Origin of the sequence: Terrimonas sp. (assembly GCF_003075435.1) — a bacterium.
Lineage (GTDB): Bacteria > Bacteroidota > Bacteroidia > Chitinophagales > Chitinophagaceae > Agriterribacter.
In genome coordinates this window covers 433,650-457,408 of record NZ_QCZJ01000001.1, presented here as the reverse complement: position 1 = coordinate 457,408, position 23,759 = coordinate 433,650, and the positions used below count along the sequence as shown (strand labels likewise).

The following is a 23,759-nucleotide window of genomic DNA, read 5'->3' as shown; positions in this document are numbered from 1 at the left end:
TTAATTATTTATAACTGATAATGCTGAGGGAATTTCGTTGAAATCAGCAACACCCCATTTATTTAAGATAGTTCCCTGGTGAATAAGCAATATAGCCGGGCTGGTGCGTGCCGCGGTTTTAATCGGTACTACATCGCATTTTATCCAGGTAAGATCAGTATACTTATGCAGCAATGCCTGGTTGTCTTCCATATTATTGCTGATAGCAAATATGCTGACGCCTTTTTGCGCAGCGGCTGCATGTATTATATCAAATTCCTCCAGCCACTTACCATTGCTTGCATCGTCTTTCATAAACAGGAATAATGAATGACCGGGAATACCCAACAAAGCATTGGTTGTATCATTACCATTGAGTGTTGTTAATACAAAATCCTTAATCGGAGGCTCTGCGTTGCCTTTTCTTATTACCTTATCATACCGTTTTACAAAATGATAGAGTGAATCGTCAAAATCATCAGGGAAGTTTTCCGAAGTAAATTCAACAGTTTGCCCCTGCTTTTGGTAAACGAATGTAATAACCGTACTATCAGGTATTGCACCTGCAGGCATCTTCATCTTTTCAGCGATATTATTGCCTTTTTGAAATGGTAAACAATCAACAAAGGGCAAATGCCTCAATACATGAAATTGCATCCAGATACTGAATATTAATGAAAGCGCAATAATGCCTGCGCTGATAAAAACCGGGAGTACCGGTTTGATTTTATTTCTGTAAAAAAATATTACCACAATAAAAATGGTGAGAAATATATCTTTTACAAAAGATGCCTTTGGGGTTAAGGGTATACAATCACCAAAACAACCACAGCTCCTGAACTTGCCCGACAGGTATGCATAACCGGTGAGGAAGGTGAAGAAAACAATCAGTATCAACAGCAGCCAACTGAACAGCGGCATGCGCCAGCCCACCAATACCGCCACTCCCGCAACAATTTCAAAGCATATCATAATAATGGAGAATGCAAGTGCAAATCCATCCATAAAATGCATGAGCCCGGGCAAAAAGCCGGATTGCGCCCATACTTCAAAAAACTCCTGCATTTTATAAGCAAGGCCAAGAGGGTCATTGGCTTTTACCAGTCCGGAAAAAATGAACAGAACGCCTACAATAACACGGAGAACAGAGATTAGTGACTTCATGTGGTAAAGATAATATACACACATTAATTGTATGCCTTAACATTTTATTGCCCTAAGCGGAATAAATTTTGAATAGATTCGTTTATCAATCCGGTATTATTAATGAAGCATTTCTACATCATACTTACCAATATTTTCCTGAGCATTTCCTTTTGCTTTGGGCAGCAATACAATGTTGAAAAAATAAATAAAAAAGCAATCACGCAATATAACCTGGCACTTGACAGGGCGCAGAACGGAGAATACGATAAGGCGCTTGAGTTTGTTGATAAAGCCATCCAGATAGATGCCCGGTATCTTGACGCTTATCTTACCAAAGCAGGCATTTACGGAGAACTGAGAGATTATGAAAACTGTGTCGCTAACTATGAAAAGGCTTTTGCATTAGATGCGGAATACAGCAAAGATTATAAGCTGCCTTATGCCATCAATCTTGCCGGGTTAGGCAAGTTTCAGCAGGCACTTGATGCAGTAACGCAATTTCTTGATAACCCTAACCTTAATGAACCCAGCAGGAAAGCAGGTGAATATCGTAAGCGTTGCTTTGCATTTGCTGTGCAATACGATAAAGATCATCCTGCAAAAAATTATGTATTTGCACCAAAGAACATGGGAGACAGTATCAATACTGCCGACCTGGAGTATTATCCTTCTGTTACCATAGATGATAAAACGCTGGTATTTACAAGAAGGGTGAGAGGGTATAATGAAGATTTTTTTGTGAGTGACAGAACATCCGGCGCATGGACAAAAGCCAAAGGTATTGATGGCGACCTCAACAGTAATTTTAATGAAGGCGCCCAGAACATTTCGCAGGATGGGGAATGGCTGGTATTTACCGGCTGCAATTTCCCGGAAGGGTTGGGAAGTTGTGATCTGTTCTTTTCTACCAAAACAAAAAAAGGCTGGAGTGCTCCTCAGAATCCGGGACAACCTTTAAATACAGAGTTCTGGGAATCTTCGCCCTGCCTGTCGCCGGATAAACGTGAATTGTATTTTTCAAGCAATCGTCCCGGTGGCTTTGGCGGCAAGGATATTTATATATCGAGAAAATTGCCTAACGGGCGATGGAGTGAACCTGAAAATCTGGGAGAAAAAATCAATACGATAGGTGATGAAAGCTGCCCCTTTGTGCATGCCGATAATCAAACTTTATACTTTACATCGAATGGGTTAACGGGTTATGGCGGTGACGATCTTTTTTTAGCGAGAAAACAAGCGGATGGTTCCTGGGACAAAGTTGAAAACCTGGGCTACCCGCTGAATACAACCGGTAATGAAGGCAGCCTTGTTGTAGCCGCTGATGGCAAAACGGCTTATTATGCCAGTGACAGAGCTGATACCCGCGGCGGACTTGATATATACACTTTCGAAATGCGTAAAGATTTGCAGCCTAACAAAACATTATGGGTGCAGGGTACAGTATATGATAATAAAACCAAAGAGGGTTTGCCTTCGGCTGTTGAGCTGATTGATATTGCAACAGGTCAGTTATTATCCAAAGTGCAAACCAATGAAAGCGGGAACTATCTTATCACACTGCCCGTTGGTAAGGATTATGCGTTTAATGTTAACCGTAGGGGCTATCTTTTCTATTCCAAAAATTTCCCTTTCAGTAAAAATGTAAAAGATTCAACTTATACTATTGATATAGGACTGCAACCCATTGAAGCCAATGCTTCTGTTATTCTCAATAATATTTTCTTTGATGTAAACCAGTTTGAATTAAAGCCGGAGTCTGTTGCCGAGCTTGATAAGGTAGTGCAACTGCTGATTGATAACCCGGCTGTTAAGATATTGATCAGCGGGCATACAGATAATACCGGTAAAGCGGCTGATAACATTAAACTCTCCGAGAATCGTGCAAAAGCGGTGGTTACTTATTTACAATCAAAGGGCATAGCTGTTACACGTTTGCAACACAAAGGTTATGGAGCATCCAAACCGATAGCAGACAATAATACCGAAGAAGGCAAGATGCAAAACCGCAGAACGGAATTAACAATTGTAGCAAAATAAGCATTGAGACAGATTCTTCCTCTTCGTACTACGCTCAGTAATGTACTACAGTTCATCCAGATTCAGGGGTAGCGATACAGAGATTTCGCTTTTAAGTTGAATAGTTATACACTTTGTATTAGTGCTGGCAGTAAAATACAAACACTCTCCCTCGTCCTTTCGAATACCCAATCTGTGTCAGGAAAAATATAAGAATGACATTTGCTTTCTTTCTACAAACAGTTGTCCACTATGCGGCAGGATGCCGGTTACAGCTTATAAGTTCACGGCTTACCTGTTGCATTATTCACTGGTTATTTCACAGAGGTACACGAAGGCTACACAAAGAGCCACAAAGAATAATAAAACACTCTGTGTAACTTTGTGTATCCTTCGTGGCTCTTTGTGTAACAAACCCATTTCCGCCGGGCAGACACCGAAATTCGTGGCAGGAAATATAACAGGGGTTATTTAAAAATAACTTCGCGCATGCCCAATACACAGAATAGAACACGGATAAAACGGATATGGCGGATATTTACGGAATGTATCGGTGTTTATCAGTATCATCAGTGTATTCCGTGGCTATTCTATAAAAAGTATTTGTTCTAATGCTAAATCATTATACACACGGCACAACGCAGGAAACCTGATTTTCAATTCATACGTAATGATGTCATTATAAACGAGCAACACGTATTTTATTTTATCTTCGCGAGGTCGGGATCGAAATGACGATGCCCGCAACCTTTTTTCTAAAAGCGAAATCCCTGGGGAGCGATAGCATAATTTTAGAAATGAACTGCGCTTGGTAAATTAACCACTCTTCTTTAACTTGTTATTCAAAATCAACGATTATGCCTGTTATTTCTGATCTTCCTCTTTTAAATGATACTATAACAATTCCTGCAGAACAAATCGGGGCTTTTCGTAAAGACGGGCATACCTTAATAAAAAACGTATTGAACAAAGAAGAGGTAGCTGTTTACCGGGATATACTGGTGAGCGCAGCGGAAAAATTCAATACAGAAAAGCGGAAGATGGAAGACCGTGATACCTATGGTAAAGCCTTTTTGCAGATCATGAATTTATGGCGCGGTGATGAAGCGGTGAAAAAATTTGTGATGGCAAAACGTTTCGCTACAATAGCTGCTGATTTATTGGGTGTGAAAAACGTGCGCATATACCACGACCAGGCGTTGTTTAAAGAACCGGGCGGAGGTCCGACACCCTGGCACCAGGATCAATATTACTGGCCGGTTGATACCAACAATACCGTAACGATGTGGATGCCGCTGGTTGATATATCAGTAGAAATGGGCATGCTCACTTTTGCATCGGGATCTCATACAAATGGCGCAGTGTTCGATCATGAAATTTCTGATGAGTCAGAAGAAGCGTTTGATAAATATGTAAAAGAAAAAGGTTTTCCCGTAACAAGAGCCACAACCATGCAGGCAGGTGATGCCACCTGGCATTATGGGTTTACCATACACAATGCGCCGGGCAATAAATCTTCGGTTATGCGTGAGGTTATGACGGTCATATATATTGCAGATGGCGCTACTATTACCGAACCAAAAAACAAATGGCAGGAAGCCGACAGGCAAACCTGGTTTTTAGGCAAAGATGTTGGAGAGTCCGCTGCGAGCGAGATTAATCCGTTGGTGTTGTAAAAAGCTGCCCTTCCCTGCCTTCCCGGAGCCCGCCTCAACGCATCATCCGGGCAGGGGAAGGAGACCAATGCACGGCCATCGCTTGTCAAAGAATGATTTGTATTGTTTGTTCGGTTTCGATGAAGAGAGGACACAGAGAATGATTAATATATTATGCGGCTTTATTCCCCGGTGGTTCAAAACATTTTCATCCCGCAGTTGTGGGATCAAATCATCTCATTTTCAAATTTTCTTTCCTCAACTCCTGTATACAATTGTGCAACGACCGGAAAGTGTGATAAGTGGCTTTCCATATATGCCCTTTGAGTGATTTTTTGAGCTCGGGTTGTTTATCAATGCCGCCTTCATACCAATCACCGTATACGTGATCAACGAGGTATGTATTGGTATAGTTCCATAGCTGTTTGAATTTATCAAAATACCGTATCGGGTCGTTGGGGAATTTATCTGCCATCAGCAATAAAGTATTCAAACCTTCAGCCTGCGCCCACCAGTTTTTAGTATCTTTTATAATACTGATAGAATCATTCTCTTTAAAATAATATCCCTCATCATAAAAGCCGCCTTTCTTATTATCCCAGCCGTTTTTCAATGCATGATCAACCATTCGCTTACCAACTGCAAGCGTTACAGTATCATTGGTATTGCCGAGTGCATGTGATGCTTCCAGCATGAGGTAGGCTGTTTCTACATCATGCCCGAAAGAAATATGATCGAGAAAGCGATGCTTTAATATTGTTTCCTTATCCGTGTCTCTGAATGATACAGGCGCCCAGTCGGGCTGAAAAAATAAAACGAGATTACCTTTGGGCGTGGTTATCTTGTCACGGATCAGTAGCAGCATTTCGTTTAGCCGTTCCCGTAACAGGGCATCCGGCCAAACCTGGTATAATTCTGTAAATGCTTCGAGCAGGTGAATAGAGCTGTTCTGGTCTTTATATCCTACATCTGATGTTGAAGGTGTATCTGCTGTTCTCTTTACCGGCTCACCATCTCTTTGCATATGCTGGAAATATCCTTTGTATACGGGGTCGTGACTGTGTTTTTCTAACCAGTTAAAAGCCTCCTGTGCAAATGTCAGAGCCTCCGGGTCTTTTGTGGCTTTATAATAAGCCGCAACGGCATAAATACCAAAAGCATTGCCATAAGCTTCTTTCTGTACAATGCCATTTGTTTTCGGATTACCTTTTTGATCAACAAGTGTGAAGAACCCTCCGTATGTGCTATCCCACATCTTATCTTTCAAAAAACGAAATCCTTGTTGAGCCCCTTTTTTATAATAATCAATACCAGGGTATACCGCTGTGGCTTTGGCATTTACCCAGGTGTGACGCGCCTGCGTAACGATCATCTTATCCTGGCTGGCAGCAGGTTTAAAATCAAATGTATAGGCAGTTATAAATCCACCATATACTGTATCTATACTTTGCGGGTACCATTTGTCCAACTGCTCCTGCTTCATGGTATATTCCATTGCTTTTGCAATTTTCAGGCGTTCGGCTGTATTGGATGATTGGGATAAAGCAATACACGGCGCGATAGTGATAAGAAAGCAAACAAGCGATTTCATCGTGAAAAATTGTGGAATTGATTTGGCTGATTAAAGTTACAATTTAAGAAACAGACAGTTTATTTGAAAGGGTGCATTTACCTGATGCCGGACAGGCAGTCACCATCTGATAAAACATATATGCTCAGGAATCTTAGCAGTTATATGGGACTCCGCTAACCTTATTACCTTATTGGCTCAGACAGTTTGGCTTTTAAACAGAAAAATGTGAAGTTATAAGGTAATAAAGTTAGTGCTCTTAGTTACGATTGGTTATTAAGGTAATAAGATCTGGATGTTAATACCCATACAGTTTTCATTTACCCCTCTACCTTACACCTTCTATCCTCAGCCTTCTTCTCAAATTGCCAGCCGTTACTTATATTGCACTGCTGCAATATGATGCACAATAACGATAACAACAATGCAAACAATGCTGAAGTGATCTATCACATTTTTCAGCGTAGCTTTTTTGACAGTAATAGTGATAAGCATGGCGATTTGAACGGGCTGAAGGAAAAGCTTGATTACCTGCAGGAACTGGGTATTACGTCTGTATTACTCACGCCCTTAAACAGTTCTCCTTATTATCACAATTATTTTGCTGACAATTTTGAAACCATTGACCCGGAATATGGAACAATGGAAGATTATTTTTCACTGGTGCATGAAGTGCATAAGCGGGGCATGAAGATATATATCGACATGGAAGTGCAATATGTAACAGAGGATCATTTGTGGTTTAAGGATTCATTTGAAAATCCGTCTTCGCCTTATTCAAATTTTGTGTTGTATAAGGACGAAGAAAATAAAATACCAGATACCATTATATATGATACTACAGGATTACTTGGTTATGATGGTATATATAAGAAAATTACAACTGTAAACCTGCTGAATGAAGCAGTACAGCAGTATATGTACAGGAATTTCAGTAACTGGATTGATCCCAAGCAGGACCGTAGCTTTGATTACGGTGCTGATGGCTTTCGCCTTGATCACATGATGGATATGCTGGACGGAAAAGAAAAGTTGAGTAACCTGTTTTCGTCTTTCTGGAAGCCATTGATAGCCTCATTGAAGCTGATCAATCCCAACCTTATATTTATTGCGGAACAAACCAATTGGGGCTCCTATGGCGAAGAATATATTAATGTAGTCGGGGCTGACCGTGTATTCGCTTTTCCATTACGCGAAGCGATTTTATCATTCAATAAAGACGAGATAAGCACTGTGGCGGAAAAAACTTTTTCCTTAACGGAGAAACAGGAGCAGCAAATCGTATTTATTGAAAATCATGATACGCACCGCTTTGCTACAGCAGTATTCAGGGGCATTGGGAAAATGCGGGTGGGCGCTGCTTTGAATTTATTACTTGGGGGAACACCTGCTATTTATTACGGACAGGAAATCGGAATGAAGGGAGGCGGCGGTTTTGGAAAATACGGTAATTCGGATGGTAATGATATACCCAGAAGAGAAGCTTTTAAGTGGTATAAAGATATTAATGAACCCGGCATGTGTTTATGGTATGAGAAGTCCGGACCCTGGTGGGACGACAGCACATTGACGGAGAAGGATAATATTTCACTTGAGCAGCAAATAAACAATCCGTCTTCTTTGTGGAATTATTACAGAAAGCTTATCCAGCTTCGCCGGCAGCATCCTGCATTGATATCAGGGATATATAAGACAATCCAAAATGATTCAGGTGTTTTATTCTCTTTTACCAGGAAAACAGAAGAAGAAATTATTTTAATAATAATTAATTTATCCGGATACAGGCAGAAAGCCATAGTGCATATAGAAGCTGACCTTAGGGAAAATGCTGTGCAACTGCTGTTTGGTAACGCAGGGCTGATATTTTTTGCAGATACAGCCAACGTTGAAATATCGCCATACCATACAGCGGTTTGGAAATTGAAATGACAGGAGCTATTATATTTTATTTAATGTATTTTGTTAACTGTTTGGGAAGAGGGGTATTTATATAGATATTAACCGTTAATTCGTGTAATTAAAATCAAGGTATACTAACTTCTACCTGCAGATCAGCGGTAGTGTAAAAACAAATTTGCAATATGAAAATCGCATTTCACGGCGCAGCCCGTACCGTTACCGGATCAAAACACCTGATTACATTAAAGAATGGAAAAAGAATATTACTCGACTGTGGTATGTACCAGGGGCTTGGTAAAGAAACAGATATATTAAACCGCGACTGGGGATTTAACCCACCCGAAATTAATTACCTGATATTGTCTCATGCGCATATAGATCATAGCGGGTTAATTCCCAAGCTGGTGAAAGACGGATTCAGGGGAAAGATATTTTGTACCCCGGCAACACGTGATCTTACAGAAGTATTGCTTGAAGATTCGGCAGGTATACAGGAAGATGAAGTAAAATATATCAATAAGAGAAGAGCTGCTACCGGGCAGCCTTATCTTGAACCATTGTATAATACGGAGGATGCTAAAAAGGCAGCCGATCTGTTCAATATAGTGGATTATGGCAATTGGTTTACCATTGAAAACGGGATTGAGTTTTTATATACTGATACCGGGCATATTATTGGCAGTGCTGCTGTAAGTTTGAAGATTACTGAAAATGGGCAGACAACAGCAATAACCTTTAGCGGCGATGTTGGCAGATACAGGGATGTGATTTTAAAATCACCGCAGAATTTTCCGCAGGCGGATTATATTCTTATTGAATCTACCTATGGAAACAGCCTGCACGATAATTTTGCAACTACGCCGGATCAACTGTTAGAATGGATAAATAAAGCCTGCCTTCAAAAAAAAGGCAAATTGATCTTACCCGCGTTCAGTGTTGGCCGCACACAGGAAATATTATTTTTTCTTAATCAGTTGGAATTAGAGAACAGGTTACCCGCCCTGGATTATTTTGTTGACAGCCCGCTAAGCGTAAAATCAACGGAAATCGTTAAGCGGTATCCCCAGTATTTTAATGCCACTATTCAAAAAATATTAAAGAGCGATCATGACCCGTTTGGATTTAAAGGATTGAAATTTATTAAAACGGTTGAAGAATCCAAGCTGCTCAATTTCAGGAATGGCCCTTGTGTTATTATTTCGGCAAGCGGCATGGCTGAGGGTGGAAGGGTTAAACATCATATCAGCAATAATGTTGAAAGCAGCAGAAACACTATTGTGTTTACAGGCTACTGCGAGCCACATTCGCTTGGTGGAAGGCTTGTTGCAGGTGCAAAAGAGGTAACGATTTTTGGTGTTGAGCACGAAGTGAACGCGGAAATAGGTTCTATCCGCAGTATGAGTGCGCATGGCGATTATGAAGACCTGAGCCAGTTTTTAGCATGCCAGGATCCCCGGAAGGTAAAAACACTTTTTTTGGTGCACGGAGAATATGATGTGCAACAGGATTTTAAAGTGAGATTATTGAAGAAAGGGTTTATGGATGTGCAGATACCGGAAAGGCATTATGAGATAGGGTTGGGGTAAATTACGGAGACTAAAGTATCTGGAGAATATAGCAGGTACGAAGTTCGGAGACTTCATACAGCGGGAATTCAGTGCTGATAGCAAAATGCAAACACGCTTGTCCGTCATTTCGATCCCGCTCTCATGAAGTTAGAATTAAAAGTATGTTGCGGCGGGAGAGAAATCCGTTGGGCAGTAGTACAAAATTTGAGCATTAGTATCAAAGCCCGGTAGATATCTATCAACTGGTGCAGGTCTCCCGACCTGTACCTCGAAATTACTTTTTCTGTCACTTCAATACACGCTTATAATATAAAGTAGCCCTTACTTGCTGCCTTGCTACTACTTATCTTAATTTCTTAAATGGGCATTGTATAAATAGCAGGGCTATTATTATGGCGAAACAAGTAATGCTCAGGCATCAGGTCAGCTACACACAACGCCAGCGCTACAGATCTGCGCCAGCTCCGGGCGGAAGCGGGCTTCTCATGTTTCACTTCTCACCTCTCACATTTGCTATCCCGCCAAACAATTCCATATACGCTCATACACTTCCGTAGCTTCAAGCGCTGTATCAGCTTTACTATTATTGCTCGAAAATACCGCATGATATTTCTGGTCGGCAAAAATGCTTCCGTGCGAACCTTTAACCAGCGTTGCATCCAAAGGAATTACATCCATCACATAACGAAGCCCTAATTTTTTTCGCAACAGCTTATAACCTGCCCTGGCTTTTGAGGTCATGAATAATTCTGCCGGATCGTATCCCGGCTTTTTGTGTATATCAACCACTCTCGCATAATCCGGCGCAACAGCATCATCAAGCCAGAAATAATAGGTGAACCAACTATTGGGCTCAGCAACCAATACCAGGTCGCCGGAGCGTTCATGATGGATATGATATTGCTTTTGCTGCTCTTTATCGAGCACAAGCGCAACGCCCTGTACATTGCTTACAAGCGAACGAACCTTTTCAAATACAGACGGATCATTTATATAGATATGCGCCACCTGGTGGTCAGCTACGGCAAAGGCTTTTGAAGCACCGGCATCTAACAGCTCCAGTCCGCGTTCCACGCGTATGCCTAATAGATCTTCTTTCCGTAATAACCTGTTGATGTGAATGGGATTGTTAACCGGCATGATACCATATTCTGAAAGCAGTATAATGCCTGCGCCGGCCGCTTTATAATGTTCAACCAATTGCTTTACTATATCATCAATCTCTTTTAAGTGGGTTCCGATCTGTGAAAGGTCATCACCATATTTCTGCAGGCAATAATCAAGATGCGGCAGGTAAATCAATGTAAGTGTAGGATCATATTTTTTATCTGTGAACAAAGACGCATCCGCTATCCATTTTGTGGAAGTAATGTCAGCTCCGGGTCCCCAGAATTTGAATAAGGGGAACTGACCTAATGTTTGCTGCAATTCATCACGCAAGCCGGCGGGATGCGAATAGCAATCCGGCATCTTCCGCCCGTCTGCCAGGTAGTTGGGGCGGGGTGTAACGGAATACTCCGCGCTGCTGTACATATTATACCACCAGAACATTTTGGAAGTGGTGAAAGACGGATCAATTTTTTTTGCACACTCCCAAATTTTTTCTCCTTCCACCAGCTTGTTCGATTGCTTCCAGAATTTTATTTCACAGTCTGTTTTATCATACCAGCCATTGCCAACAATGCCTGTTTCAGAAGGCCACCTGCCGGTTATATAAGCAGATTGCACAGAAGTGGTAACGGCAGGTAATACAGGCGCAATGGTTTGTAACCCATGTGTTGCCGTAAATTGTTTTATGAACGGCGTATACTCTCCTATAAGACTGGATGATAATCCCACTACATCAATAACAACGGTTTTTCGCATTTGTATGGCATTAATGATTGTTCAATATATCTTTTACCCATTTTAATTCCCTGCTGACAGATTGGTCAATAGGCAAGCGCATAGCCGCAGGCAATACTTCCCATGTATATGTTTCCACTTCCAGGTAGGGTGTAAAAGGTTTCGCTTTCTGAATATCAAGCACGGTCTTAATATCTGCCTGTGTTGATTGCAGAATATCATAATGCTCAATAAATAACGGAACATGATAATGTGCGCGCCATTCTTCAACACCCGGATGATCACGGTCTGCAAGCGCGTCGGGCATATCAGGATAGCGTAAAAATGTACCGTCTTTTTTCCTGGCTACCACCTGGTGCAGGTAAACAGGTTCATTAAAATTTTCAAATGCGGCAATAACTTTTTCTTTCCCGGCTGCGGAACCGTTAAGTTGCCCTTTTAATGCCGCGCTCACCTGTATTCTCCCGGTTTTTATTCCTGCCTGTTCAAATTCTTTGATCATCGCCGCATGATCTTCATAACCTACGGCAAAGTGGCATATATCATAACAAAGCTGGATATGCGTTTTGATCTCTTCTTCAGCAACATGCTTATTTAATCCTTTGGTTTGCTGCAAATGTTCAATACCTAAGGGCAACAGGTACTGCACATACCATTGCAAAAATTCTGTGCCATTGTCTAACAGCCCGTCCGGCTCGGGTTCAATATCAATGTGGATCGTTTTTCCTGTTTTTTGCCTGATCCCGATCAGCTTATCTGCAACAGTTAACAGGTTGGCAGTCGCTTTTTTTATCACATCATCCCATTCGCTTTTCCTGTGCCAGTGGCGATAGGTGAGGGGCGGAGTTGAAACGCCACCTTCCATGCCATCCGGCAATAGTTCAGCCAGTATTTCCGCGAGCCGGATAGTGTATGCTATACGATCATTGCTTAACCAGTCGGGCGTATGTACCTGGTCTTTAACCACGGTGTGATGAAAGCTGCCGTAAGGAAAACCATTTATAATAAAAACATACATGTCATTTTCCTTAAGCCATTGCTTAAATGCCTGCAATACGTTTGGCTGCTGCAAAGTTTTACTGGCGGCATCAGCAAGCCTTAACCCCACCCCGAAGGGTTGATCAGGTGCAAGCGCTTTTTTAATAGCAGGAAGATTTTCTTTTAATTTTTCAAAATGATCTTCCCAGCTTTCGCCTGAATGTATATTGCTGCAATAGGTTAAATGACCGTAAGAAGTTTTCATTATTGTTTAATTTGATGATATTGTTTTAACCAGTCAGAAGATCTTTTCAGTAACGCGATATCAAGTTCATGCACTTCTTCTCCCTTGCCGATCTCTTTTAAAAGCATTATAGTGAGCTTGCCGCCCAGGTGTTCCCGGAACTCGTGCAGCCCTTTTATCAGCGGACTATCATTACCTGAAATTTCCATCAATGGATGGGTGATGTCAAACCCGAGATCAGTCAATAGTTGTATCACCTGCCGCGTATCTTCTTCACTAAGCCAGCCGCAGAGATGAGAATATACGGTGTCGAGCGCTATACCCATTGCAACAGCTTCTCCGTGGCGGATCTCAAATCCGGATAGTTGTTCCACCTTATGAGCGCTCCAATGGCCGAAATCAAGTGGACGTGATGATCCTTTTTCAAACGGGTCGCCGTCTGCTATATGATCTACATGCAATTGGGCGCAACGTTTTATCTGGTATTGCATAGGCGCTGCTTCGCGGCGGTTTAAAGCCTGTGCGTTCTCCGTAAGCCATATATAAAACGGTTTATCTTTTATCAAAGCCACTTTAACAGCTTCGGCAATACCTGAACGCCAATCCCGGTCAGTGAGTGTAGACAGGAAGTGCGCATCATTAAATACGGCTACCGGTGGCGCGAAAGTGCCGGTGAAGTTTTTTTTGCCTTTATAGTTGATGCCATTTTTAACTCCAACCCCTGAATCGTTTTGCGATAATACTGTTGTTGGTATTCTTATATGGCGGATGCCCCGGTGTGCAATAGCCGCGGCGTAACCTGCCATATCAAGCACCGCGCCGCCCCCGATGGCGGCAATGTAGGAGTGCCTGTCTATACCATAGCGGTCAACTGCTGATATGATCTCATTAACGTAAGTATCGGTATTTTTACAAGCCTCTCCGCCGGGTACGGTCAAAATATCATCAATCAGTATTACCTGCCTGTTTTCCTGAAAATATGCGCGGATATTATTAACCAATGAAGGGTGTGTTTGCGCAACGCCGGCGTCTATTACAAAAAATATTTTTTTTGCTTCACCGGCTGTATCAGATTGTAAAAAATCAGCGAAAACAGTATTTTGTTGCTGGAATAAATGACTGGTAAAATAAACTTTATATTCAAAAGGTACGCTGAAACGTTGTTGTATATGATCCATTTCTTACAAAAAATTAATACTTCACAATAATTAAAAAACCAAAATACATTTTTATAACATATACGCATAACCGCAAATGTTATGTTACCGCAAAAAGGCGGGCCAGTAAAATGGATACCGGCAGCAGAACGACAATAACACATGCCAGGTAAATTTGTCCGAAAGCTGCTGCCCACGCCGCGTTCATTAATATTAAAGCGATTACCCCGGCTTTTACCGCTTTACCTATCAGCGGGCCGGATGGTTGCCTGATGGCTTTTACCAGCGGTGGCATGATCATAAAACAAAAACCCGCGATAAAAATTATAGCTGTATGCCAATGGTTCAGCGTTATGCCGAATGCAAGTAATGTTGTTATTACTATAATGTATAAACATACGGCAACATACAGGTTTGTTTTATTGCCGCCATGCACTTCGCCCCCGCTAACCGTGGTAATGGCTGCAATATATACAACAGGTACCAGGGCTAAATACCACCAAACGCTGATTGCAGCAGGTATAATGCTTACGCCCAGCAGCAGGTTTAAGCCTCTGCATAAACCCATTGTAAACGGCCCGGCAATAAAATGGTGCTTACACCATTTATCATAAATAAGGGCGCAAACCGCAATAGCAACGGATAATGCGGCAGAGGCTGCACTAATATTTGCGGCTGCGATAATGCCCCCGAGCAGTAACAATATTCCCCAGATGGCAGCGCCTGCTTTAGTTACTACCTTTGAAGGTATAGGACGTTCAGGTCGTTCAACCGCGTCAAGCTTTGCATCAAACACATCATTGAAAACAACGCCGCCGGCATATAAACCCATCGTTGATAATGCTAATAGTACTACAGGTGTCCATGAAACATTATGGTCAGATGTGTCTAAAAAATATCCTGATATGGCAATACCTGCCAGTATATCTGAAACGGCTGTAATAACATTGGCGGGTCTTGTTAAACGGAGCAATCCCATTATCATCTTCACCGCAGCCTTATTTAATAATGATAGCGTTTTTATCAACACGCGGTTGCTGACCGCCGCGTAAAACAGTATTGCCATTGAATTTCCGGCTCTGGTCTATTGCTTTACCGCCGCTGAAATCAGCCTCATCAATTTGCCCGCTTTGCGCAAAAGCGGTGATGGCATTTTTATATGTTGCCAGGTAAATGTCTTCGTCTGTAATTCCTTTTTGTTTCATTAACGCGGCTGTTTTAGGCACAGCCAGCGGATCGCTGATACCCCAGTCGGCAGCAGAATTTACCATAATGCGTTCGCTGCCGTATTGTTTAATGATCTCTACCATGCGCTCATTACCCATTTTGGTAAACGGATAAATAGTGAATGCAGCCCAGAAACCTCTGTCCAGCACTTCTTTTACCGTTTCTTCATTGTTATGATCCACGATCACAGTATATGGATCAAGCCCGTGTTCCAGCGCAATATCCATACTGCGGGTTGTTCCTTTTTTCTTATCACGGTGAGGTGTATGTATCTGCACAGGCAGGCTTGCTTCTTTTGCCAGTTCCAGTTGCAGGCGGTAATATTTTTCTTCCGCGGCGGTTTGGTCATCAAAACCAATTTCACCTACGCCCACCACGCCTTCTTTATAAATAAATAATGGCAATATTTCCATCACCTGTTCGGCAAGCGCTTCGTTATTGGCTTCTCTTGAATTAAGCCCGATAGTGCAATAATGTTTGATGCCAAACTGCGATGATCTGAAACGTTCCCAACCTATAAGGCTGCTGTAATAATCTAAGAAAGTGCCTACCGCGGTACGGGGTTGTCCCAGCCAGAAGGCGGGTTCAATAAGCGCTACCACACCGGCGTCTGCCATAGCCTGGTAATCGTCGGTGGTGCGGGATGTCATATGCACATGCGGATCGAAAAAACGCATCCCTTTTATAGTGTCAAGATAGCTGGTATCGTTACTGCCGGGTTGCAGGTCTTTTTCTGTCAGGTCTCCATTACAACACATAATTACTGGATTAAAGTGTAAAAAATATTTTATAAAGCAGCAAGCTCTTCTTTAGCAAGCGTATGCCAGTTGAGCTTACCTGATTGAATAGCATTATTTATTTCAGGAAATTGGTTCAACAATGTTTTAGCAGGTTGGTAGCTGCTGCCATAACACGCCAGCAGCGCGGCTTTTTGCTCAACAGGATCACTGCTGCCTGCAACTTTTTGTATGTCGCTGAAATTATGCGCGTCAATGAACGGCGAAACACATCTCCACAATTGCGGATGCACGGTTCGCAATGCCGCCCACCGCTCATGCGCATAGTCGCAGAGCGTATCAGCAAGGGGTTTGTTTGTTCTTTTATCAAGACCAATAATGCGGTCAATATCTTTCTCTGTAAAAAAAGCTTTTAGTACCAACTGGTTCCATGCTGCTTCTTCAAGATATTCTGCCGGGTAAGGATTATCGCAAATAATGGTTTGAAGCACATCGCCTATATTACTTCGTATACCTTCCGCGCAGCGGGCAGTGAATTTTCCGGGATATGCAAGCACAGGCAATGCTCCATACAGCGCCACCAGTTCATTTACTTCGGCCGCGGTAAAAAGGTTATCTATATTCTTAAGATAATCAGCTTCGCTTATACCATCCTGTTGTAATAATAACCATACCCGGCATAAACGGTCAATGGTATATCCCGCCAGTGAAAACCCCGGGCGTATTTGCTGTATGGCATCTGATTGTTCCGCTGATAGTGTTATAACGGACTTCCCTGTTTTACGCGGGATCAGCACAAAAGTCTTATTGAATCCTGCTATACCACCTGCTAAAGATTCCTGCTGCTGTAACCAGCTCCACACTTCGGGATTAACCTGTTGTTGAACGATTTGGGTGATAATGGCTTTTAATCGCTGTACAGGGTAAGCATACATATTAATCTTTTTAACATTGGGGTAATAAAACTAATTTAATCCGCGCCTCAACCATCCTGTCCTGTGATGTTGGGGGGACAGCAAATTTATGATTTTATATGCTGTAATTATAATTGCACTGGTTTCCGGGAGATATAATTTTCAGCATAGGATAAAATGCTATCAATGATCACTCAACTACCCTTAACTTCTTACTGTTTTAAAATGATAAACATAGATTTCTCTATACGAATTATCTGTATGCATGTCCATCATCTTACTTGATATATTTGCAGTATATAATATGTATCATGACCAAAAAATTACTGTTAATCCTTTTCTTTTTTAATGTCATTGTTTCTTCAAAGTCACAGGTACTTTTTTTACGTGAGCAATCGCGTGTAATGGATGAACTGCTTGCTGAAAGGCTTGACAGCCTGTTGCCGCAGCTCATGCAAAAAAATAATATTGATATGTGGATCGTGATGTCGAGGGAGTATAATGAAGACCCGGTTTTAAGAACAATGCTGCCATCCACATGGCTGTCTGCAAGAAGAAGAACTATACTGGTTTTCTATAATAATCCATCTAAAAAGCAGTATGAAAAACTGGCTGTTGCAAGGTATAATGTTGGTACCAGCATTAAAGCCGCGTGGGATATGCAGCGGTTTCCGGATCAATGGGATGCGCTGGTAAATGTGATAACCTCCCGCAATCCTAAAAAAATAGGACTGAATTATTCCGCTGATTTTGGGCATGCAGATGGCATTGACCATACCTGTTACCAGCAATTCCTGGATAAGCTGTCGCCCGCATTAAAATCAAGGATTGTATCTGCAGAAAAACTGGCTGTTGCCTGGTTAGAAACAAGAACAGCCCGTGAAATGGAAATATACCCTCAGCTGATTGATATCAGCCATCGCATAATTGAGGAAGGTTTTTCAGAACGCGTAATAACGCCGGGCATTACAACTACTGAAGATGTGGTATGGTGGTTCCGGCAGAAGATAGATAATATGGGTTTGACAACATGGTTTCATCCCACAGTTGAAATTCAACGGAATGATCAGCAAAGTGCAGGGCAAACGAGGAATTTTTCAACCAGGCAGGATGAGCAGGTAATTATGGCGGGAGACTTGTTACACTGTGATTTTGGTATCAGCTATCTGCGGCTTAATACAGATATACAGCAACACGCTTATGTATTAAAACCGGGTGAAACTGCTGCGCCGGAAAGCATACAGCAGGCTTTTGCCAATACGAACCGTTTGCAGGATATACTTACTGCTCAATTTAAAGAAGGCAAAACGGGTAATGAAATATTAGCAGCCGCGCTGGCACAGGCAAAACAGGAAAATATCAATGCTACCATTTACACGCATCCGATCGGTTTTCATGGGCATGCTGCCGGAACAACAATAGGCATGTGGGATATGCAGCATGGTGTGCCAGGCAGTGGTGATTATCCTATGCATTACAATACGGCTTATTCAATAGAGTTGAATGCGGCTACAAACATACCGGAGTGGAAAAAAACAGTGCGCATCATGCTGGAAGAAGATGGCTTTTTTGATGAGCATGGTTTTAGATATATAAAGGGTAGACAGAAAGAAATATATCTTATTCCCCGTATAAAGCAGCATGTTAAATAGTGTAAGATTGAAAAGCGCTTATGGGTTTCTTTTTAAAGTATAATTGAGATTTGAAGCTATGATGTTCTGATCTTTATCCAGCATTAAAACAGCCGTGTCTGACTGCTTTAAAAAATAGCGTGAATCATCAGGCTCTTCGTAGTTAAGAAAATAAACAACGGCTTCTTTGTCTGTTTTAATTCCTTTTAAAATATCCCATTTACCTGTACTGGTAAATGTGGTATCGCCTGTTTTGCCACCAAGATAAGTTTCTTTAAGCGTATAACTATTGTTGTCAGAATTTGCTGCATCCTGGTATAACGTTAATTCTGTTTTTATTCCTCCGCAATCAGCGCAGGGTATCACCCCTTCAAAAGTGCCGAGCAGCACGGCGTTGGCAGAATCCAGTTCCCTGCCTCCTCTATTTTTTGCCGCCAAAGCGGAATCAATTACAGCACTGTCAGCATTTGCATTGTCGCTTCCGCTCCTGCAACTTGTATAAACAATGATTAAAAAAAACGGCAGCAATAATTTTTTCATTATGAGGTATTTTTTCAAAGATAAGATATGTGTACATTATCTTTAAATACAAAGTAATGCAAGGTTTTGTAAAAAAAAGTTGCCTTATGCAGGCAACTCCCAAAAAATAATTTGATGATACTAAAAATTAAACCCGGCTCTCAGTCCAAGCAGCGACGGGCGGATTTTCACTCCCTCAAATTTCGCCAACGTAGATTCATAGCGCAGACCTAACTCGAATTTTCCGAGATTTAAGCCAATTGACGGAGCATAAGTAAAGCCACCGCCTTTTAATTTTTCTACATCATCAATACTTTCAGATTCTTCGTTTACAGTATATAAAACATAACGTGAATAACCGGCTTCGCCCATAACAAAGAATTTGCCGATGATGTACTTGTAACCAAGTTTCAAAGGCACATGGGTGCCTATTTTAATCTCTTCATCGTCCGTGTTTACTGATTTAGGAAAAACCAGCATACCACCCGGAGTAAAGGTTACATAACCCGGACCTGCTTTTACGGAAAAGCGCAGGCTCATTCCAAATTCGCCGCCGAATGTGTGTTTGAAATCCTTATCGCCAACCAATGGTCCGGCTTCAATGCCAAAGCCAAAGCTGAATGGCTTATCATCTTTTTGGGCATTTGCTTTAGTAATAAAAAGGGCTGTTGTTGCAAGAGCAACAAAGAGGATCTTTTTCATGGATAATTGTTTGATTTATAATACCCCAAAACTATTTAATCAGGTTCGCGGGGTTCAACAATATTGAACGGTTGAAGTATGATTTTATTATAATCCCAATACCTGTTTGAGCTTTGTATAGCCTGTTTTGCTAACAGAAACTTTTTCCCCGGAGCTTAAAATAGCAGTATAAGTGTCTTTTTCGTAAGGATCGAGTTTGGTAATATATTGAACGTTTACAATATAAGACCGGTGTGTTCTTACAAACTGCCCGCCACCTAACAATGTTTCAAAATATTGCATTGTTTTATTCTTCAGGTATTCACCTTCTGAAGTATGTATTTTCACGTAGTCATCGGCAGCCTCAATAAAATAGATATCCTGTAATGGAATGATCTTTATTTTATTACTGATTTTTACAACAATCCTGTTTTGGTTAAGCTGCTGCTGAACGGTGGCGTCAGCTAATGCGGAATAATTACTTATGTTTTTATCGGTGTTTTGTTGCGTGATCCATTTTTGCATACTCTTATCAAACCGCTCTTTGCTGAAAGGTTTCAGCAGGTAATCAATGGCATGCGTTTCGAAAGCGCGGATAGCATACTCATCAAATGCTGTTGTGAAAATTACCGCCGGTGGATTTTCTAATAATTCCAGCATTTCAAAGCCATTGATCTTGGGCATTTGTATATCAAGAAAAATAAGATCAGGCTGGTGTTGATTAATTGCTTTTACACCTTCAAAACCATCATTGCATTCCTGCACGATACATATTTGAGCATGATCCGCCAGGTATTCCTTCACTATATTTCTTGCCAGCGGTTCGTCGTCTATAATTATCACTTTGATCATTGCTGTGGAATTTTTACCCGGGTTACAAAAATATTTTGTTTTGCGGAGGTTGTAAGCAGATCATTTCTTGAAAATAAAAGGAACAATCTCTTATGTACTGAACTTAATCCGAAGCCTGTGCCTTTTACAGGTTTTGATATTTCGGCATCAAAAGGATTTTCAATTTGTATGATCAGCATTTTGTCGGATATTTTTGCATCAATGCTGATGGTGATCTCTCCGGTAGTATTATATAATCCGAATTTAATGGCATTTTCAACAACAGGCTGTAGCAGCAATACAGGCAGCTTCATCTGCAGCGCTTTTTCTTCTGACTGAATTTGTGTGGATAGCCTGTGCCCGAACCTTACTTTTTCAATGTCAAGATATAATTGCAGGTACTCCAGTTCTTCTTCAAGCGTTACCCATTTGTGTTCTTCCTTTTTTAAGGTGTTCCGCAGATATTCAGATAACTGCTGTATCATTTTTCTTGCTTCAGCGGGCTGGCTCACAACAAGCGCGTTTATTGAATTAAGGCTGTTGAACAGAAAATGAGGTTGTAATTGCTGTCTTAGTTTATAGAGCTCAGCGTCTTTGGCTATCCTGTCGGCTTCGTTTTTTCTTCTTTCCTGCTCCTGTTGTTCCTGCAGTGTATAAAACAAAACATTTACAAGCGTAATGCATCCCAGTATCAATGCGCCAAATGCAAAGCGTACAGGTATGGATTGAGTGAAGAGATTTAATGAATGCTCCTGTATGATGTATGATAATATCCATCTTGTAACAGAAATCCAGACGCCTGCAAGTATGATGCAGGTAAGCGTATAATACAATAACTGATCTTTACGCGGAAGATAATATTTTAAACTAATGATTACAGCACCACTGATTGCAGCCAAAAGTATATTGCTTACACTGCTGTCAATCCAGGCTTCTTCAAGCGTATAATTCCATTCAAGTAATATGCATACATGTACAGAGCTCCATGCCAGCCAAAACAGCACAAAGTATAGCCTGAACTTGTTTTTTGTGAAAACTGATAAAAACACTGAGCTATTTTTATAATGGCTGTAAATATTGTTGGGTGCTGTTTAACTGCAAATGCGCTGCTCTTTTATGCACTAATTCTGTATAAAGATCGCCATTTTCTTTTTCTTCGATCCTGCTGTATAATTCCGCGCCATCAATGAGGTTTGCAATTTTATAGAGCTCAGCAACATTAATAAATTTCCACTGCACTAATTTTTCAGCATTGTTGTAAAAACAATCTTCTTCCTGTTTGCCGATGCTAAAGGCTTTTTGTAATGCGTCTTTTTCATTTTCCGCGGTAACGAGCCTCAGCTGTTCATCAAACTGCGGCGTATGATCACCATCACCACAAATAATACGATATACAATTTTTGCGAGGAACCAGTTCATAACAATTGCTTTGGTAAATTAATAACTTTTAATTTCTATACCGCCGAATATTGACGTACCATCTATCACAAGTACTTTATTAGGGTCTGTTGCAGTGATATGAGCCGGGCGCTTGTCTTCAAAACCGGCAAATATGGAAGTGGCTGCAGATTGTATTGTCCAATGAGGCGGAACAATGATTTTTGTACCTCCGAATATCTGGGTTATATCAAGTAACACCCTGCCATTGATATCTGCCTGTGAGCAGTTGATTTCAGTGCCGCCCATGAAATTGGTAATATCACCACCTTTAAAATTTTTAGAGAATATTATTTTTTTTGTGCTGCCTAATATCGCGGTGCTTTCAATAAAATCTTCTCGGTCATTGGCATTTGGTCCGCTGTATTCCGGGAAGCCGGCTATATTAACATTGCTTGAGGTGTTTTGAAGATTTTCTTCCCTTGCCCGGGATTGGTTACGAAGCCATCTTTTCCTGGAGCCAGCGCCAAAGATCATTACCAACCCTACCGCCATAATTACAAATGGCCAGAGATAAGGTCTGAGGTTCGCTTCAGGCACAACCCTGTCTACTAAAAAAATACATCCCAAACCAATCAGCACTATCCAGCCCACACCCCTGAATCCATGTTTTAACCCAATAAATATTCCTATCACGATCATTAACATTGGCCAGCTCATTATCCAGGATGGAAAGTCGGCAGACAGTGTTTGTTTTAAAAAGAAGCCGACACCGATCAATAACAGGAATAATCCTGCCAGCACCGAACCTGTTCTTCCTTCGTTTCTCAATTTTTCGCGATCCATTTTGTTTATTTTTTATCAAAACTATGCCTGTAACAGGTATGAAGCAATGGCTAAGAGGTAATAAGTGTTGTTTTACCGGTAAAATGCAGCTTTTTGTCGGCAAAAATTCTTATCGCTGAAAAATTTATCTTAATTCGCGCCATTTTGCCAATATCTGGTTGCTGTACTGCAATTAATAAAGCAGGTGCGGCAAAAAATAAATGAACTACCATAATCAATAAACAGAACGCGATAGTGTACAATGCTCTGAGTAAAAAAACTATGGCAGTATGTATTTTTGCCTGGCAATAATGCCGGGGTTTTAAAATGATGTAATATGAAAATTGTTTCTTTATCAAAACTAATATGCCATTTTATTGTTGCTGTTTCTTTATTTTTTTCAGGCGCCTGTAAAAAAAATAGTGATACTCCAAACGGCAGCGGATCCGATTACTATATGAGATTCAGGATTAACGGAGCGCTTATTGAACACAAAGGACAGGCGGAGGGCAATTTTAATAAAGCCACTTCGTCAAGCTACGCGGCTTCGTTTGCCGGGCTAAAAGAAGCACTGGTTGCAGGTAAAAATAATATGTCTGTTATATTGGGTACGGAAGCGGAGAATAAAACAGGGGTTACTTATACAAATTATACCACTGCAACCAGCGGATCCGAAAAAGCAAAGGTGCTGAATATAGTTTATCTGGATGACGCAGGTAATGCATATTTATCATGGGCGGAAGAATTTGCCCCTGCTATTCCATCAGGAACAAAAACGAACGCCCAGGTAAAAATAACAGAAGCTGCATCTGCATATCTTAAAGGCAGTTTCTCAGGAACTTTATATAATAACGATTATACAAAGGAGTTTTCTATAACTGAAGGAGAGTTTTATGTAAGAAGAATAAATTGATATTGCCTTTTCACTGAAACATGCTTATGCCAAAAAACAGCGTTTAT

General features: G+C 41.2%; 20 protein-coding genes. 6 read left to right on the top strand and 14 right to left on the bottom strand.

Annotated features, from left to right (window positions below):
• Entirely contained in the window at window positions 1-1,143 is a 1,143-nt protein-coding gene (locus DC498_RS01810; RefSeq protein WP_116872399.1) for a BT_3928 family protein, read from the bottom strand.
• Between the two features lie 102 nt (window positions 1,144-1,245).
• On the opposite strand from DC498_RS01810, the gene DC498_RS01805 reads away from it, so the two are divergent.
• Both DC498_RS01805 and DC498_RS01800 read left to right on the top strand, forming a co-directional pair.
• Window positions 1,246-3,162 (top strand): OmpA family protein, encoded by a 1,917-nt coding sequence (locus DC498_RS01805; RefSeq protein WP_116872398.1) that lies wholly within the window; start codon window positions 1,246-1,248, stop codon window positions 3,160-3,162.
• 836 nt (window positions 3,163-3,998) lie between these two features.
• Window positions 3,999-4,817 (top strand): phytanoyl-CoA dioxygenase family protein, encoded by an 819-nt coding sequence (locus DC498_RS01800; RefSeq protein WP_116872397.1) that lies wholly within the window; start codon window positions 3,999-4,001, stop codon window positions 4,815-4,817.
• Between the two features lie 211 nt (window positions 4,818-5,028).
• On the opposite strand, the gene DC498_RS01795 is transcribed toward DC498_RS01800, so the two are convergent.
• Window positions 5,029-6,387 (bottom strand): AGE family epimerase/isomerase, encoded by a 1,359-nt coding sequence (locus tag DC498_RS01795; protein WP_116872396.1) that lies wholly within the window; start codon window positions 6,385-6,387, stop codon window positions 5,029-5,031.
• A gap of 378 nt (window positions 6,388-6,765) precedes the next feature.
• On the opposite strand from DC498_RS01795, the gene DC498_RS01790 reads away from it, so the two are divergent.
• Both DC498_RS01790 and DC498_RS01785 read left to right on the top strand, forming a co-directional pair.
• On the top strand, window positions 6,766-8,295 hold the full coding sequence (locus DC498_RS01790) for an alpha-amylase family glycosyl hydrolase (protein WP_116872395.1): 1,530 nt from the start codon (window positions 6,766-6,768) through the stop codon (window positions 8,293-8,295).
• A gap of 152 nt (window positions 8,296-8,447) precedes the next feature.
• Window positions 8,448-9,851 carry an MBL fold metallo-hydrolase RNA specificity domain-containing protein gene (locus DC498_RS01785; RefSeq protein WP_116872394.1) on the top strand — a complete coding sequence of 468 codons (1,404 nt, stop codon included), beginning with the start codon at window positions 8,448-8,450 and terminating at the stop codon, window positions 9,849-9,851.
• A 495-nt stretch (window positions 9,852-10,346) separates the two neighbouring features.
• Here DC498_RS01785 and DC498_RS01780 read toward each other — a convergent pair whose 3' ends face one another.
• The 6 genes from DC498_RS01780 to DC498_RS01755 form a co-directional block, all read right to left on the bottom strand.
• Window positions 10,347-11,699, bottom strand: coding sequence for an alkaline phosphatase family protein (locus tag DC498_RS01780; protein WP_116872393.1), 1,353 nt, complete (start codon window positions 11,697-11,699; stop codon window positions 10,347-10,349).
• 10 nt (window positions 11,700-11,709) lie between these two features.
• Window positions 11,710-12,921 (bottom strand): metabolite traffic protein EboE, encoded by a 1,212-nt coding sequence (gene eboE, locus DC498_RS01775; protein WP_116872392.1) that lies wholly within the window; start codon window positions 12,919-12,921, stop codon window positions 11,710-11,712.
• A complete protein-coding gene (locus tag DC498_RS01770; protein ID WP_116872391.1) occupies window positions 12,921-14,078 on the bottom strand; it encodes a 3-dehydroquinate synthase in 1,158 nt (385 codons plus the stop codon). The genes eboE and DC498_RS01770 overlap by 1 nt, the downstream gene beginning before the upstream one ends.
• A 79-nt stretch (window positions 14,079-14,157) precedes the next feature.
• Entirely contained in the window at window positions 14,158-15,042 is an 885-nt protein-coding gene (gene eboC, locus DC498_RS01765; RefSeq protein ID WP_116872577.1) for a UbiA-like protein EboC, read from the bottom strand.
• Between the two features lie 13 nt (window positions 15,043-15,055).
• Entirely contained in the window at window positions 15,056-16,042 is a 987-nt protein-coding gene (locus tag DC498_RS01760; protein ID WP_116872390.1) for a TatD family hydrolase, read from the bottom strand.
• Between the two features lie 29 nt (window positions 16,043-16,071).
• The gene (locus DC498_RS01755; RefSeq protein ID WP_116872389.1) at window positions 16,072-16,956 is read right to left on the bottom strand and encodes an EboA domain-containing protein; all 885 of its coding nucleotides are present in this window, start codon (window positions 16,954-16,956) and stop codon (window positions 16,072-16,074) included.
• A gap of 290 nt (window positions 16,957-17,246) precedes the next feature.
• On the opposite strand from DC498_RS01755, the gene DC498_RS01750 reads away from it, so the two are divergent.
• Complete coding sequence (locus DC498_RS01750) at window positions 17,247-18,587, top strand: M24 family metallopeptidase (protein ID WP_116872388.1); 1,341 nt, start codon at window positions 17,247-17,249, stop codon at window positions 18,585-18,587.
• Window positions 18,588-18,605: 18 nt separating this feature from the next.
• Here the strand turns inward: DC498_RS01750 and DC498_RS01745 are convergent, their stop codons facing one another.
• From DC498_RS01745 to DC498_RS01720, 6 genes are all read right to left on the bottom strand, one after another.
• Window positions 18,606-19,106, bottom strand: a complete 501-nt coding sequence (locus tag DC498_RS01745) for a copper resistance protein NlpE (RefSeq protein WP_116872387.1) — start codon at window positions 19,104-19,106, stop codon at window positions 18,606-18,608.
• Between the two features lie 120 nt (window positions 19,107-19,226).
• Window positions 19,227-19,787: a hypothetical protein gene (locus DC498_RS01740; RefSeq protein WP_116872386.1), complete on the bottom strand. Its 561-nt coding sequence runs from the start codon at window positions 19,785-19,787 to the stop codon at window positions 19,227-19,229.
• A gap of 87 nt (window positions 19,788-19,874) precedes the next feature.
• Window positions 19,875-20,618, bottom strand: a complete 744-nt coding sequence (locus tag DC498_RS01735) for a LytR/AlgR family response regulator transcription factor (RefSeq protein ID WP_116872385.1) — start codon at window positions 20,616-20,618, stop codon at window positions 19,875-19,877.
• Window positions 20,615-21,646 (bottom strand): sensor histidine kinase, encoded by a 1,032-nt coding sequence (locus tag DC498_RS01730; RefSeq protein ID WP_116872384.1) that lies wholly within the window; start codon window positions 21,644-21,646, stop codon window positions 20,615-20,617. The genes DC498_RS01735 and DC498_RS01730 overlap by 4 nt, the downstream gene beginning before the upstream one ends.
• A gap of 10 nt (window positions 21,647-21,656) precedes the next feature.
• Window positions 21,657-22,016 (bottom strand): DUF4288 domain-containing protein, encoded by a 360-nt coding sequence (locus DC498_RS01725; protein WP_116872383.1) that lies wholly within the window; start codon window positions 22,014-22,016, stop codon window positions 21,657-21,659.
• A gap of 18 nt (window positions 22,017-22,034) precedes the next feature.
• Entirely contained in the window at window positions 22,035-22,820 is a 786-nt protein-coding gene (locus tag DC498_RS01720) for a LiaF transmembrane domain-containing protein (protein ID WP_116872382.1), read from the bottom strand.
• A 316-nt stretch (window positions 22,821-23,136) separates the two neighbouring features.
• On the opposite strand from DC498_RS01720, the gene DC498_RS01710 reads away from it, so the two are divergent.
• Window positions 23,137-23,712 carry a hypothetical protein gene (locus DC498_RS01710; RefSeq protein WP_116872380.1) on the top strand — a complete coding sequence of 192 codons (576 nt, stop codon included), beginning with the start codon at window positions 23,137-23,139 and terminating at the stop codon, window positions 23,710-23,712.
• Window positions 23,713-23,759: the final 47 nt, after the last annotated feature.

What these genes read in the sequence shown, in the direction of transcription:
- DC498_RS01810 (WP_116872399.1), bottom strand. Translation starts at nt 1,143, where the DNA reads ATGAAGTCACTAATCTCTGTTCTCCGTGTTATTGTAGGCGTTCTGTTC.
- DC498_RS01805 (WP_116872398.1), top strand. Translation starts at nt 1,246, where the DNA reads ATGAAGCATTTCTACATCATACTTACCAATATTTTCCTGAGCATTTCC.
- DC498_RS01800 (WP_116872397.1), top strand. Translation starts at nt 3,999, where the DNA reads ATGCCTGTTATTTCTGATCTTCCTCTTTTAAATGATACTATAACAATT.
- DC498_RS01795 (WP_116872396.1), bottom strand. Translation starts at nt 6,387, where the DNA reads ATGAAATCGCTTGTTTGCTTTCTTATCACTATCGCGCCGTGTATTGCT.
- DC498_RS01790 (WP_116872395.1), top strand. Translation starts at nt 6,766, where the DNA reads ATGATGCACAATAACGATAACAACAATGCAAACAATGCTGAAGTGATC.
- DC498_RS01785 (WP_116872394.1), top strand. Translation starts at nt 8,448, where the DNA reads ATGAAAATCGCATTTCACGGCGCAGCCCGTACCGTTACCGGATCAAAA.
- DC498_RS01780 (WP_116872393.1), bottom strand. Translation starts at nt 11,699, where the DNA reads ATGCGAAAAACCGTTGTTATTGATGTAGTGGGATTATCATCCAGTCTT.
- eboE (WP_116872392.1), bottom strand. Translation starts at nt 12,921, where the DNA reads ATGAAAACTTCTTACGGTCATTTAACCTATTGCAGCAATATACATTCA.
- DC498_RS01770 (WP_116872391.1), bottom strand. Translation starts at nt 14,078, where the DNA reads ATGGATCATATACAACAACGTTTCAGCGTACCTTTTGAATATAAAGTT.
- eboC (WP_116872577.1), bottom strand. Translation starts at nt 15,042, where the DNA reads ATGATAATGGGATTGCTCCGTTTAACAAGACCCGCCAATGTTATTACA.
- DC498_RS01760 (WP_116872390.1), bottom strand. Translation starts at nt 16,042, where the DNA reads ATGTGTTGTAATGGAGACCTGACAGAAAAAGACCTGCAACCCGGCAGT.
- DC498_RS01755 (WP_116872389.1), bottom strand. Translation starts at nt 16,956, where the DNA reads ATGTATGCTTACCCTGTACAGCGATTAAAAGCCATTATCACCCAAATC.
- DC498_RS01750 (WP_116872388.1), top strand. Translation starts at nt 17,247, where the DNA reads ATGACCAAAAAATTACTGTTAATCCTTTTCTTTTTTAATGTCATTGTT.
- DC498_RS01745 (WP_116872387.1), bottom strand. Translation starts at nt 19,106, where the DNA reads ATGAAAAAATTATTGCTGCCGTTTTTTTTAATCATTGTTTATACAAGT.
- DC498_RS01740 (WP_116872386.1), bottom strand. Translation starts at nt 19,787, where the DNA reads ATGAAAAAGATCCTCTTTGTTGCTCTTGCAACAACAGCCCTTTTTATT.
- DC498_RS01735 (WP_116872385.1), bottom strand. Translation starts at nt 20,618, where the DNA reads ATGATCAAAGTGATAATTATAGACGACGAACCGCTGGCAAGAAATATA.
- DC498_RS01725 (WP_116872383.1), bottom strand. Translation starts at nt 22,016, where the DNA reads ATGAACTGGTTCCTCGCAAAAATTGTATATCGTATTATTTGTGGTGAT.
- DC498_RS01720 (WP_116872382.1), bottom strand. Translation starts at nt 22,820, where the DNA reads ATGGATCGCGAAAAATTGAGAAACGAAGGAAGAACAGGTTCGGTGCTG.
- DC498_RS01710 (WP_116872380.1), top strand. Translation starts at nt 23,137, where the DNA reads ATGAAAATTGTTTCTTTATCAAAACTAATATGCCATTTTATTGTTGCT.